This is a genomic window from Methanoculleus taiwanensis, assembly GCF_004102725.1.
In the GTDB taxonomy this organism is placed as follows: domain Archaea; phylum Halobacteriota; class Methanomicrobia; order Methanomicrobiales; family Methanoculleaceae; genus Methanoculleus_A; species Methanoculleus_A taiwanensis.
In genome coordinates this window covers 723,712-737,094 of the sequence record NZ_LHQS01000001.1, presented here as the reverse complement: position 1 = coordinate 737,094, position 13,383 = coordinate 723,712, and the positions used below count along the sequence as shown (strand labels likewise).

Here is a 13,383-nt window from a genome sequence, read left to right as displayed (position 1 = left end):
CTAATAAAGATACTAGCGCATGGCGAAACGTCTGAATATCCCGGTACGATCCTACGGTTCCGAGGTAGGCACCCCCACGATTGAAGAGCTTGCCGCATGGATAGCGGCGAGGCGGGGGAAGAGCGGGGGCGATCTTCTCACCTACAAACTCGAGACGTCGCTTGCAGCCCAGCAGCCGATCGAGGTTCCTACCGTCGGTGGACTCTTCTACGGCGAGCGTTTCCGCGGCGCCCTGATCGGGGTCGAAGAAGGAGTGCTGGTCGATGAACCCGGCATCGACCCGCGTGAGGTTACGGCGGACGCAGCGGCACTCGTAGCACGGAAGAAAGGCATCAGGGTCGCAATACCCGCCCCGCACCTCCTCGGCGTCACCGACGGCTATATCGAGGACCCTGAAGATTTTAAAGAGCTTCTTGCCGACCTCACGGCACGCCTCATGCGTGAGATGCGCGACCGCGGCGTGCAGGGGCACGTGATGATAACCGATACGGCGGACGAGACGGAGCTCGAACGCCTCGCCGGGAAGAAGTGCATCTTCTTCCCAAAAGACCCTGAACGGTTCGATCTCGAACTGCTGCTCGAATACCAGAACGAACTTCCGATCCTCCCGGAGCAGCTCCCGTTCGCGGTCGAACGTGCCGAGGAGTACTCCATCCGCCGTCTGGTGCTGATCAATCCGACGAGCACCGATCTGACGAACGCGGCCGGATACTTCGATCCGGATACGCTCCTTGCGGGAGGCTACTGCGCGGCGGACTGCACCATGTACTGGGAGAGCCTCGGGCAAGAGGCGTTTATTCTGAGATAGTGCCCGAGACCTCGACGAGCGAACGGTAGTGCTTGTTCTTCTTGAAGAGCCAGAACGAGATCCGGTCGAGGAGGGTGAACTCGAAACTGCCTCCTGCTGCGTGCGGGTGGCCACCACCGCCGAACTCACGGGCGATCAGGTGACTGATCGGCGGGACGGAGCGGATGGAGAACCGGCCGTTTTGGGAGACGATCACCTCGATCTCGGTGTCGAGAGTGTCCCGGATCGTATGGGCGGTCTCGCTCGGATAGCCATAGAGGGGCGCAAAGACGATCCGGTACGGCTCGGTATAGACCGTCGCGTGCTTGAGGCTGCTCTCGATGTTCTCTTCCATCTCGCGGACGATAGCGGCGTACTCCTGCTCGATCTGGGGGTCGGAGAAGACCCCGGCGGCAAGACGGTCGCGGACGTAATCCCGGTTTCTCCGGCCGCGCATCACCACCTGCCCGAGCACCTTCGACCGCGGGTCTTCGTGTTTCCAGAGGTCGTAGTCGCAGACCACCCGCGCGATCTCCGTCGCCGTCGGGTTCTCCGGCGCGAGGTCGCGGGCGACAAGGCCGGTGGCGCAGACGGAGGTATCGACCCGGAGCAGGTCAACCATACCCTCAACCGACCGGATTTCCTCCTCCCGCCAGCGGTGATGATCCCGCCACTCGATCCGCCAGCCGTTCGAACGGGCTTTCTTGATCCGTTTCTCCACATCCTTGAAGTAACCGAGATCGGATATGCTGATCAGGTCGCCGCGGCCCGGGGCACCCGCGACCGCGTCGAAGAGGCCGGGGAACTTTCCCACCGATGCGAAGACCGTGAAGACATCGCCGTAGTGTATCCGGTGGATGGCATCGGCACCGGCGGCGTCAAGGTCGTTGTGGGTGAGATGAACGACATGCTGACTCCGTTCGGAGAGTGCCTTCATCAGGTTCGATTCTTTCCCATCCCGTTCACGGCCGCTCCTATCCATTGGTACCAGTTTCGGCATGCAAGGTGATAAAAAGGCACGTCTTCACGGTCGGTTCCGGGATGATGCGGGGTGACGCAGGAGTGACGAATCACAGAATTTATTAGGCACGACAGACAACATTAGTATCCAACGCCTCAGTAGCTCAGTCCGGGAGAGCGCCAGACTGAAGATCTGGTTGTCCCCGGTTCAAATCCGGGCTGAGGCACTTCTGTTTTTCGGTTCAATTCCCGTAACGGAGTTTCATTCGGTTTCCGGTAACTCTCAGGTCCGGGGTTGGCAGTGCCGGTTCTCCAGAGAGATCGCTCGTCCCATACCATCGGTGCTGCTCTTTTCCCGATAGCGCGAAAGCGGAAACGTCGGTGCAGGAGAGAGTGAAAGGCGTTCTTTTCGAAGAGCCGCTTACGAGGGAAGGTTGAGGAGGCCGGAAAGGTACTATCGCTCTTTCGTACCGCGAATATCCCGTGCCACCTTGCTGATCTCTTTCCACCGTTTCCGCTCCGATCGGGCGAGCCCGATCTCGGCTTTTTCCTGTTGAAACTCGAGCTCTTTTGCGAGCATGAGATAACTCTCAAGACGATCCTGTGAGAGAAGGCCCTCCGCGACCGCTTCGCGGACCGCACAACCCGGCTCATGTTCGTGCCGGCAGTCCGAAAACCGGCATCCGGCTGCCAGCTCCCGAATCTCCGGGAACGTGTCGTTCATGCCGGAACCGGCGGTGCCGATCCCGACCTCGCGCAGTCCCGGATTATCGATGACCAGCGCGCCGTTCTCGAGAATGAACATCTGGCGAACAGAGGTTGTGTGACGACCTTTCCCATCGGACTCCCGCACCCGGCCGGTATCCTGCACAGTCCGTTGCAGCAGAGTATTGATCAACGTGGATTTCCCGACCCCGGACGACCCGATAAGAGCAACCGTTCTGCCGGGCAGGAGAAACGGATCGAGCGCCGAGAGGCCATATCCGGTTACGGCACTGAGCGTGATAACCGGCACTCCGGTGGCGACGGGCGCAATCTCCGACGTGAGCGTCGAGGGATCTATGGCAAGATCCGCCTTGTTGATGAGGATCACTGGTTCTGCACCCGATGCATGGACGAGGGTCAGGTACCGTTCGAGCCTGTGGCGGTTCAGGTCGGCGCCGGCCGCGGTCACGATAAAGACAGTGTCGATGTTTGCAGCCACCACCTGGTCATCCCCGTCTCTACCGGGGACACCGCGGGTAAAAAGCGTCTTTCGCGGGAGAATATCCACGATCATAGAGGTTCCGGTATCGGGCTGCCTGTGCAGGACGACAAAATCCCCGACTGCCGGTATCCGGCCGACACGGCGGAGTGCTCCGGAAATACCGGCCTGCATGGATCCGGACTCGGTTATAATAGCAAAGGTGGTGCGATGCCGGCTTGAGACCCTTCCCGGGGTATACGAATCCCGATAGCGTTCAAACGCAGAAGCAAGCGACTCATCCCACCCCAGGGTCTCGAGCGTGAACTCGCGCGATGAACTGAATTGTGCGGCATCGGGAGTCATAATAATCTTCTCCTCATAGCACGTACACCCCCGGATGCATAAAAGTAGTGAAATGTGTCACTATTCTCGTGCAAACCCGAAATGCGCTCAAACCTGCAAAAGAGCCGACTGCAACCATGAAAATGAGCGGTGAGGCCTGATTAGTCCGGTTTGAGGAGATGCTCGCAGAACAGTGCCCTCCCGGGATGTAATCCGTGAGCAGTATTCGGGCGTCGGGGCCGTCCTGATACTCTTCCGGCGTAGCGATGCAGGTCAGAGAAAACAATCTTTGAAATCACAAATTATTTAGCTGACCGGAATGAAATAGGGACTGTGGCAGGTGTAACGAGCGGGGGCAACAGAAAGGGGAGCGGAAAGAAGAGATACATCCCCGGTCTTGCATCGATAAGATTTTCACCGGACGATTACTGGACACCGGATGAGGCACGGAGACGCTACGAAGAGGCGTCGTGCCATCCGGTCGATCATGACACCATTCTCTTCGAGGACTGCATCAGGGGCATGGAGCGGATGCCGTCCTCTTCCGTCGATCTCGTTGTTGCCGATCCCCCGTTCGGAATCGAGTTCTCCGGCAAAGCGTCTGCATATAATAGAAACAGCGACCATGTAGTGGATGCTTACCACGAGGTCGATCAGGACTACGCTGCATTCACTGAAGCGTGGATGGGCGAGGTGCAGCGGATCATGAAACCCCACGCCTCCGCGTATGTCTTCAGCGGGTGGAACCACCTCGAGGACGTTCTGCGTGGCGCCAGAGAGAGCGATCTAACCACCATCAACCACATCATCTGGCGATACCAGTTCGGCGTCTTTACGAGAAGAAAATACGTCACCAGCCACTACCACGTCATCCTGCTCGTCAAAGACCCCTACCAATACTACTTCAATAAGATGGAGCCGTATCCCGAGGACGTCTGGGATATCAAACGCAAGTACACCGTCGGAGAAGCAAAGAATGCCACGACGCTGCCCGTAGAGGTCGTGAAGCGATGTATCGAGTTCAGTTCCCGGCCAGGCGACCTGGTCTTCGATCCGTTCATGGGCATGGGAACCACTGCCGTCGTCGCCAAAAGCATCTGGCGCCACTACTTCGGGTTCGAGAAAAATCTGCAGATGAAGGAGTTACTGCAGAAACGCATCGATACAGTCGCTCACGGGGAAGCGTACGTCACTCTCGAAGAGAGGCTTGAGAAGATACGCGCTGCCGCCCGGGAGAAGTATCCCGCAGCATACGACGTATTCAGAAAAGAGTCGGGAGAGCATGCGGACACCAGGTCCTGATCGCGCAGCGGAAACGACCGGAGAGCCGGTCCGGCGATGCCTGCCCCGGAGCCGCATGCGCCAGCCCTACTAGAGGATAAGCGCGATCTCGACCAGAATGATCAGGAGAACCACCAGGCTCGCGAGCAACAGCGCCGCGAAGACCCCGAACCCGATCACGAGCAGGAGGCGGTTTCTGGACAGGCCGTCCGCGAACCGGCACGCAACCTCGAAAGTCCGGTTTGTATTCGCCGCCGCCGTTCTCGATTCGGTGATCACCTCGGTCAGGGTATCGACCAGCATCTCGAGCCGGGGCTGCCCGCTGACCCGGAACCGCTCGATCGTAAGGCGCATCTCATCGAGCGAGCGGGGCAGAACTCCCGGTTCGTCCACCGGTGCCGACAGCAGCCGGGCGATCTTCCTCTCCACCTTGAGCCGCTCCCGCTCGTAGTACCGGTTGATACCCTGCATTGCAGCAAGGTTTGCAAGCACGGCAGTAATATCGGTGCGTCCCATCACCCGGGCGATGCGGACGCTCTTCGGCGGCCGGAGTCCGGGGGCGGGATGCTGCTCTCCCGGCAGAACAGGATGCGGAGTTTCCGAACCGGCCCGGACAGCGGACGCTCCCCGCTCACGGGTGCCCGGCGGGACGGGAGTTCTCACCACGGCCTCTTCGGGATACGCGCGGAGAAGCTCTTCCTGGAGCCGGATCGTCGCCCGTGTCGTCTTCTCGATCAGCCGGTCGTAGAGGATGAGCGAGGACTGCAGCCGTGCAAGCTCGTCCTGTTTCTCCTTCGACAGCCCCGCGGGGTCTACCACCGTATCCCTCCTGACAACGAAGAGCTTCTCGACCTCGCCAAGAACAGATTCAAAGCCCGCGAGGTTCCCGAGCGTCGCCGCGAAGATCTCCTCGATCTCCGGCTGCTCAAGCGTGTTGAACCGTTCAAGGACGGCTCTCGCGTCATACAGACCGGTAGGGATGACGCCCGGTTCTGCAGCGTCGAGTATCCCGTGTATGGCATTTCGCACTATCGCGAGTTTGCTCTCGGCCAGAGCCTTCTCCTCCGGCGCCGGCGGTTCGCCCTCTCCGTACCGGGCGAGCTCTTCTAAGAGCTCCCTCTCCTTTACCCGCAGTGCGGAGAGCCGCCGCACATCCACATCCAGGAGCTCGTCCTCACCGCGGAAGCTCCCGTCCCTGACCGCCACGAGATCCTCAAGCTCGCTGATGAACGACAGGAGGTTATGAACGGCGCTCGAAAACGCCGTTTCAGCATCAGCCGCCCGATCCCCGATACCGCCGGTGATCTCCTCGACGGCCATGCCCGTACTCCTCACCGTTTTACGCACCTGGTGCGTGGCCTTCCAGAGGTTGTACAGGCCAATCGAAGCAATATCGTACAGCATGTCATCCAGAATCATAACAATCCCCGTCCCCGGGGCTGACAGAACCCACGACAGCACTGCCGGTCAAGGCACTTAAGCGTTGTGCGAGAAGGGATGAACGCCGGTGGTCGCGGCACAGTATGTATTGAAAAGAGGGGAGATCTGTTCAATCACGCAATCGGCGCGTAGATCCAGGTGACGAGGTCGTCCTCCGGCGTCTCGGCGGGGTTGTTGACGTAGACCTCACGGAGGGGACCGGCGATGGTTTTGTGATTTGCCGCTATCCAGGCAAAGAGCTCCTCGTAAGCCTCTCCACAGTCCCGGTACGCACCCATATGGATGATCCTGGCCATCGTTCCGCCGGCAAGTTCGTAGACTCCAATCCCGCTCTCGCCTGCCGCGTCTCCTTCTACCGGGAAGACCACCTCGATATCGGCGGTTCCGGCGCTGTCGGCCTCTCTGACCTCCTCGTGCGTCTGCTCGTGACAGATGAACGCTGGCGGGCCGGTGATCAGAAGACCCTTCTCCGAGACGAACCGGTAAAGTTCCATGAGCACCGAACCGATCTCTTCGTAGCGTCCGTTTCGGCGGAGGCCTGCGACCTTCTGATCGAGTACATCAACGACGGCAACGTTCTTCATGTACCAGTATGACTGCCGCCTGCCTCTTCAATATTGTGAAAAGACCCGGGGCGGAGGCCGGAGTCACGTCCGTTCAATCGCACCGGTAAACTCCATCAGGAATCAGAATCTCAAAGCAGGCGCCGCTCCCCTCCTCACCAATCTCCCGTATGCTCATCCCGGTGATGGAGAGGACTTCGCGGACGAGGAAGAGCCCATATCCGGTATTCTTCCCGACCCCTCTCTGGAAGATCCGCTCCTTCATCGCCTCCGGAACGCCGGATCCGTCGTCGCTAACGGATATCACACCCCTGCCGTTCCGGACGGTGAACGCGACCCGGATCCCGGAGACCGTCTCCCCGTGCCGGAGAGAGTTTTCAAGGAGATTGAAGAAGACCTTCTCAAACATGGAATCGGCAAATATCTCGGCATTCCCGACGTCAATCCGGACGGTGATACCTGCCCCCGGGTCGAGGCTCGCTGCGGCGGCGTGCACGACGTCATCGAGGCGCTGCCACAGAGGCGCTTTGAGCCCCAGATCCTCGTAGTCGCGGGTGAAGGTGATCTGCCGCTGGATAGTCTTCGTCAGATCGGCAATCCTCTGGAAGTACTCCTGCACTTCCGGGTCAGGGGGCGTTGAGTCATTCAGGATCTCAAGGTAGCCGACGATCCCCGTGATCTGGTTTAAGATATCGTGCCGGGTGATACTTGAGAGGAGGTGGAGTTTCCGGTTGATCTGCCGGATCGCCTCTTCGGCCCTGATCCGCTCGGTAACGTCGCGGAGCGAGGCCTGCAGGACGATCTCGCCGTGCAGCGACAGGGCTTTTAAGGAGACTTCGGTATCGACGAGGGTGCCGTCCTTCCTCCGGTGCTGCCATGAGAACTGCTGCGGCGTCCCGGCAAGTGCGGCACAGGTCTTCTCCCGGGCACGATCGGCGGAACTCGTGCCGTCCGGCTGGACTGCCGGGGAGATCTCCTCCGGCCTTCTACCCACCACCTCATCCCGTGAGTAGCCGAGCATCTCCAGGGCGCGTTCGTTGCAGTCGATGAATACCTCCGTCATCAGGAGGATGCCGTCCGACGAGTTCTCAAAGAGGGTGCGGTACTGCGCCTCACGGTCACGGAGCTCGTCTTCGGCAACCCGTCGCTGCAGTGCTATGGACGCCTGATGCGTAAAAACCGCCAGTACGCCGCGATCATGGAGATCACATCCGGAGGGAAGACACACAAGCGCAGCGGCGAAGAGCCGTCCGCCCCACGTAAAGCCGATGCCGTATATTCGTCCTCCCCCGAGGGCATCGCCGATTCTGCTGCAGAGGTAGGGCGAGAGCTGCCCAAAGGAACTCTCGTCGACGCCGCCGGTGATCTCGGCAACCCCGCCCGCGAGCATGCTCGCCATACCTGCCGGAGGGATCTCAAACTGCAACCCTTCAGGCCTGCTCTCCCGGACCTCATCCATTGCGTTCCGAAACTCGTCGGACCCGCCGACAACCCGTACCTGCGCCCTCCGGACGGCATCGTCAATGGAACTGACGACGTTCGATGAACCGGGGAAGATCTCAAGCAGGCGATCGCTGATGTATGCGTAGGTATCACCATCACCCGTCATCTCCGAGAGCTCCGTCGCCGTCCTCGAGAGGAACTCAAGATTCCGCATATGCTCGCGGTCGAGCGCCTCGATCCTTTTCCGCTCCGAGATATCGACGATGACGCCGCGCACCCCCGTCACCCGCCCGTCTTCGTCGATGGAGCCTGATGAGATGATGACGGGGAACGTGCTTCCGTCCGTTCGGAGAGCGGTGTACTCGGCAGAGTGCGAGCGCTCTCCTCCCTCCATGATACGCCGGATTCCCGCCGCCGCCCGTTCACGATCTTCGGGAACGACCGTCTGCAGGACGTGCACGCCCTGCTGCAGGCCGTCGGGAGTGTATCCGAACACCGCAAACGCGCTCCGGTTGGCAAACATGAAGAGGCCATCCCGGCCGAACTCGAAGACCGGTTGGGGCAGCAGCTCTGCGAGTTCCCGGAAACGCCGCTCGCTCTCGCGAAGGGTCGCCTCATCACGTTTCCGCCCGGTAATATCCTCAAGCGTCATGATGATCACCTCGTTCGGGAGGAGACCTGCCGAGACAAGGAGGTCTCTACCGGTTCCGTCCGGGAGTATAAGAACGGTCTCGTAATTCGATATCGCCTCGCCGGAATGCAGTCGCCGGAGAAACTCCTCACGCTCGACCCGGGAGGGCAGGAGCTGATCGAGGGATGCCAGGAACCCTTCCGGCCTCTCCACTCCGGCCATCCAGGTACACCGCCGGTTCGTCTCGAGGATAGTCCCGGAACGGGCGTCGATGAGGCAGATTGCACTGCCGGCGTGATCGAAGATGTTCCGGTACATCATCTCGTTCACTTTCAGGTCTCCCGATACGACCGAGATGGCAACGCCGAGGCTGACGAAGACGTAGAACTGCATCGTGGCTGCCGCAAGGACACCGGTGCCCGGAGAGGCGATACTATAGATGGCCGTGAGATATGCCGCAGCACAGAGCGTAGCGAGCAGAATACCCTTTCGCGGATAGTAGAACGCTGCAAATACTACCGGAAAGTAGAAGAGATGGGTGATAAGGATGTATACGCCGCCTGAGAGGAGAAACAGGCCAAGTTCTGCGATAAGCAGGGTGAAGATAACAAATCCCAGGATACTGTAAAGAACAAGATCATCCTTTCGGTACTGCATCACCCGGCGAACACCGCCCTTCAGAGTTGTTGCACAATACAGTAGTTAAACGTTTTTATATTCAGGCCGGGCAGCAACACTCGAAATAGTGCTTTAAAGCATTTGAGTCCGGTAAAATCAGAAAAGGGCGGACAGTATCCGAAAGAGATGCAGTATTCCAGGCGTGTACCGGCAGCGGTCGGCCGGGTACCCGGTTTGTACCGGTGCGGGAAGGAAAGACCCACACTTCGCTGAAAATCAGGATGCCTGGTATAAAACCATTCTTTTAGCAAAAAACCTGCACAATATAATATCAAAAATATATTAATGCCTCCAGTGTACTCTACTACCGGTTCAGTGACATGCCCGGCAGACCGGAAGGATTCCCGGCATCCGGCCGGACCGAAAGGATCGGAACGGAGACGTTTTCACTGCTGAATTTTGCGAAAATACCCCGTAACTCTGCGAACCGGGCATTAAGAGATGTATAAGGGTCGTGGCATCGCACCCGCTCCCCGCCGGGAGCGGAGACGGAGAGATCGATAGACACAGAACAGGAACGATGGCATGAATGAAACAACTCTCAAGCGGCGCATTGCTGCAATGCGCTCTGCCCTGACCACCATCGCCGCTTCTGCAGAAGACGAGGGCGCCGGAAGGGTATCCCGGATATGTGATGCAGTGCGGCTGCTCTCAAACGACCTCGATGCCCTCGAGTGCGAGTCTGGAGATCGGAACGCGCACAATGAGGGCCCGGGATCGAACCTCCCCATCCCGAAGATCAACGCTATCCTCGCTGCACCGCCCGGGGAGGTATCCATCTTCGACCGGAGCGGGCGCTGCACCTGCAGCAACCGGCTGGCAGCCGCGAGTGACGAGGGTTCTGCAGGGCTGATCGAGGCTCCGGCGGCGAGGGCACGAGAGGCTGCCCTCTCCGGGTGCCCGGTCTCAGGCGAGATACGGCATGCCACACACCCACCCTATAACGGAGACGGAGACGTCGGAGCGGTGATCGGCGCATCATATACTATCACAGATCGGATCGAGACGGAAGAACGGGTGCTCGCGAGTGAACGGCGCTTTAAGACCATCTTCGAGACGTCGCCGATCGGGATAGCCTACTGCGGGATCAGTGGCCGACTGCTTGACGTCAACCCGGCGTTCACGGCGCTCTTCGGTGCCGTGAGCCGGTGCACCCCCGGGGATCTCAGTATCTTCACCATATTTCCGGATCTTCTGACCGGGCGGGAGAGACTCCTCTCCGGAGAGACGCTCCACGAGGTCGTCCGGTGGGAGAGCGGCCGGGGACGCTCTTCCCGGGGTACCCTCACACAGGGAACATTGTACCTCGACGTATGGGTACGCCCGATCCGGTCACCGGAGAAAGGCTCCGTCAAGGGATACCTCATCCATATCCAGGACATCACCGGGCAGATTACAATCCGGGAGATCAAACAGCAGGCGTACGATCAGATCGAGCGGAATATCGAACAGTTTGCGATCCTCGGCGATCATATCCGCCATCCCCTGCAGGTGATCCAGGCACGGGCCGACCTGCTTGAGGATGAGGATACGTCGCGGAGCATTGCGGAACAGGTGCAACGGATCAACGCGATCATCAAAGAGCTCGACAGGGGATGGGTCGAGTCGCGGAAGATCCGCGAGTTCCTTCGGAAGAACGACCTCTCGACCGTCGGCAGTGGGAAAGCGGCTTGAGACCCGCAAGAGTACGCCGCTCGAACTCCAGGAGGAAAAGTCGCCCGAGCGTTATCGCTGCCGTGGCGGCTTCCGCCCGAAGTCCCGCCGCTTCGCCCCGAGCGTGATGTCGCCACCGCTCGTCCGGGTGGCCTAATCGACGGGTACGTCGGTATTCCCGCGGGCACGAATACATCCAGAACCTCCGGCTCGAACTCTCCGGCGATCACAGCATCCACTCCCCGCTCAATGAGGATACGGGCAGTTCGCATGCCGGCTTCGGGAAACGGTATTCTCCCCTGTGATAGTCTGAACGTCGGCATCGACCAGCGTAAAGACGGGGCTATCGTGTCGTCGAGCCCCCCGCGTCCCGTACATGCAACAGCGATTCTCATGAGAGCATGCGTCTCACCCGGCTCTGGTGTGTATGTGCATCGGGGAACGGTATCAGAGGTGCATTGAGTTGTTCACGGGCTCGGGGCTCAGCACGCGGGGATGGTAACAGATCACACTCTCCCGGGCGGTTATCTTACCGTTGACAAGCTGGTCGGCGACGGTGAGATGGTCGTGGACACCCCGCGGGAGGAGGAAGTTCTCCCGCACGAACTCCTTTCCGCGAGCCCCCATCCGCCCGGCAAGATCCGGATTTTTCAGGAGATGAACGAGCCGATCTGCGGTCTCCTGCACGGTCGAGACAAGGTATCCGTTCCACCCGTCCCTCACCTGGAGCGGGATTCCGCCGACGTTGCCGCCGACGACGGGCTTGCCTTTCCAGAAACCCTCCGAGACGGTGAGGCCGAACCCCTCTTTTATCGATTTCTGCACGATGATCGCTGAAGCCCTCTGCAGGGCGTTGATCTCCAGGTGGCTGTCCGGCGGAAGGTCAAGAATATGGATATCGGGATGATCCTCCGCGGCATCTCTGACGTTCCGCAGGACGAGGAAGCACTCGGGATCGTCGCATGCCCGTCCGCCGACGAGGAGGAGCTGGCAGGGAACCTTCTCCCTGACCCTGCGAAAGGCCTCGATGACACCGACGGGATCTTTGAAGGTATCGTACCGCGAGACCTGGGTGATGAGCGGTTTTTCCGTCTCGATACCGTACTTTGCAAGAACACCGTCGATCTCCTGCCCGGTGAGATCGCGGTTCTTATCGGAGAGCGGATCGATGAACGGCGGGATGATGAAACTCGGGACCCGCCAGAGCGGAAGGTACTGGAGGCTTGAGAAGACACTGGCGTGGTACTGCTCCACGAGTTTCCTCATGAACCGTCCAATCTCACTGGCCGTATCGACGGAGAGCGTCTCGAGCTGGACGTGGCACCGCCAGATGAATCGCTTTCGCTCGAGGTCGCTACGGGTCGCATACTCGATCAGCCCGAGCGGCTGCGGGTCGTGGATGGTGACGACGTCGGCATCGTCGTCGATAAGGCCCTCGTTCCTCCGCAGCGTCTCCCAATACACCTCGATCATCAACGGAGAAAAGCCGTCCCTGCCCTGCAGGAAGTTGTGGAGTGTCTTTGTCACATCAAAAAACGGAGCCTCCGCTTCCATAACACTCCACGTCGTCTCAAGGCCGAGGGCTTTTAAGAAAGGAATATAGGAGTTTAAGATCTCGGCCACTCCGCCACCCGACCGGGTGGAGTTGATCTCCTGGAACGTAACGCCGTTAAGCCGACCTGCAAGGTCTTCGAGCACCGCGATCTTCTCCTCTCCGATTATTCCCCGATACTCCTGCAGTGAGAGGGCGGCTGGCAGATCTGTTACCTTCATCGAACATCCACTAAAGCGGTATACCGGGACTCGAGACAAAAATTACTTTCGGTTTCCCGGAAACGGACTGCCCGGAGATTCATACGTTCCGCGATGCCTTCCGGGGCGGCAGGGGGCAGAAAAAAGGTGATGCCGGCCAAAGATCCGCGATCGCGTAACCCTGCAGCTGCCGGACGAACGAAGATGAAACAGATTCCTGATGCGTATCTGCACGTTGTCGTTATCTGCCGCCTGTATGCGAAGCGTTTCCGACAGGGTTTTTCAAATAAGGAGAGTTCTCTTTGGGAAGAATTCTCTCAAGAACAGTCTTTAATTCCGCAAGCGAGATCGGTTTTTCGAGGACACCGACGATGTCGTCTGCATACCGCGAGTACTCCTCCGGCCAGACGTGCTTTGCGGTGAAGAGCAGAACCGGGATCTCTTTGAGTTCCTCATTCCGTTTCAGCTCTTCCAGGAACTGCCACCCGTCGATGGGAGACATCATCACGTCAAGAATGATCAGCGCGGGTCGCTCTTTCTTCAGGATACGGAGTGCATCCCACCCATTATGCACTAAAAGCGGCTCGCGATCAATCTTGCGCAGCAATAGCTCCATTACTTCGAGGGTCGGCAGATCATCATCCACCACCATGATTTTTTCGCCCAT

The 13,383-nt window shown here is 59.2% G+C and carries 10 protein-coding genes and 1 tRNA gene; 4 read left to right on the top strand and 7 right to left on the bottom strand.

Translation table 11 applies throughout. The features are described 5' to 3' along the window. The first annotated feature begins 19 nt into the window (after positions 1 to 19). The gene (locus ABH15_RS03730) at positions 20 to 808 is read left to right on the top strand and encodes a hypothetical protein (protein WP_128693006.1); all 789 of its coding nucleotides are present in this window, start codon (positions 20 to 22) and stop codon (positions 806 to 808) included. Here ABH15_RS03730 and ABH15_RS03725 read toward each other — a convergent pair. Continuing rightward, a complete protein-coding gene (locus tag ABH15_RS03725) occupies positions 795 to 1,769 on the bottom strand; it encodes a phosphoesterase (RefSeq protein ID WP_128693005.1) in 975 nt (324 codons plus the stop codon). The two genes, ABH15_RS03730 and ABH15_RS03725, sit on opposite strands and share 14 nt — an antisense overlap. Before the next feature lie 131 nt (positions 1,770 to 1,900). Here ABH15_RS03725 and ABH15_RS03720 point away from each other — a divergent pair. Continuing rightward, a tRNA-Phe gene (locus tag ABH15_RS03720) sits at positions 1,901 to 1,974 on the top strand. Between the two features lie 227 nt (positions 1,975 to 2,201). Here the strand turns inward: ABH15_RS03720 and rsgA are convergent. Then, positions 2,202 to 3,296, bottom strand: coding sequence for a ribosome small subunit-dependent GTPase A (rsgA, locus tag ABH15_RS03715; protein WP_128693004.1), 1,095 nt, complete (start codon positions 3,294 to 3,296; stop codon positions 2,202 to 2,204). 312 nt (positions 3,297 to 3,608) lie between these two features. On the opposite strand from rsgA, the gene ABH15_RS03710 reads away from it, so the two are divergent. After that, on the top strand, positions 3,609 to 4,577 hold the full coding sequence (locus tag ABH15_RS03710) for a DNA-methyltransferase (protein WP_241647993.1): 969 nt from the start codon (positions 3,609 to 3,611) through the stop codon (positions 4,575 to 4,577). Between the two features lie 69 nt (positions 4,578 to 4,646). Here ABH15_RS03710 and ABH15_RS03705 read toward each other — a convergent pair whose 3' ends face one another. The 3 genes from ABH15_RS03705 to ABH15_RS03695 form a co-directional block, all read right to left on the bottom strand. Next, positions 4,647 to 5,975, bottom strand: coding sequence for a hypothetical protein (locus ABH15_RS03705; RefSeq protein ID WP_128693003.1), 1,329 nt, complete (start codon positions 5,973 to 5,975; stop codon positions 4,647 to 4,649). A 134-nt stretch (positions 5,976 to 6,109) separates the two neighbouring features. Next, a complete protein-coding gene (locus ABH15_RS03700) occupies positions 6,110 to 6,580 on the bottom strand; it encodes a GyrI-like domain-containing protein (RefSeq protein WP_128693002.1) in 471 nt (156 codons plus the stop codon). A gap of 73 nt (positions 6,581 to 6,653) precedes the next feature. Next, positions 6,654 to 9,290, bottom strand: coding sequence for a PAS domain S-box protein (locus ABH15_RS03695; protein WP_128693001.1), 2,637 nt, complete (start codon positions 9,288 to 9,290; stop codon positions 6,654 to 6,656). Between the two features lie 546 nt (positions 9,291 to 9,836). Between ABH15_RS03695 and ABH15_RS03690 the strand changes: the two genes are divergently transcribed. Next, positions 9,837 to 10,985 (top strand): PAS domain S-box protein, encoded by a 1,149-nt coding sequence (locus ABH15_RS03690; RefSeq protein WP_128693000.1) that lies wholly within the window; start codon positions 9,837 to 9,839, stop codon positions 10,983 to 10,985. 426 nt (positions 10,986 to 11,411) lie between these two features. Here ABH15_RS03690 and ABH15_RS03685 read toward each other — a convergent pair whose 3' ends face one another. Together ABH15_RS03685 and ABH15_RS03680 are read right to left on the bottom strand one after the other, a co-directional pair. Further along, positions 11,412 to 12,737 carry a glycosyltransferase gene (locus tag ABH15_RS03685; protein ID WP_128692999.1) on the bottom strand — a complete coding sequence of 442 codons (1,326 nt, stop codon included), beginning with the start codon at positions 12,735 to 12,737 and terminating at the stop codon, positions 11,412 to 11,414. 220 nt (positions 12,738 to 12,957) lie between these two features. Beyond that, the gene (locus ABH15_RS03680) at positions 12,958 to 13,383 is read right to left on the bottom strand and encodes a response regulator (RefSeq protein ID WP_164913622.1); all 426 of its coding nucleotides are present in this window, start codon (positions 13,381 to 13,383) and stop codon (positions 12,958 to 12,960) included.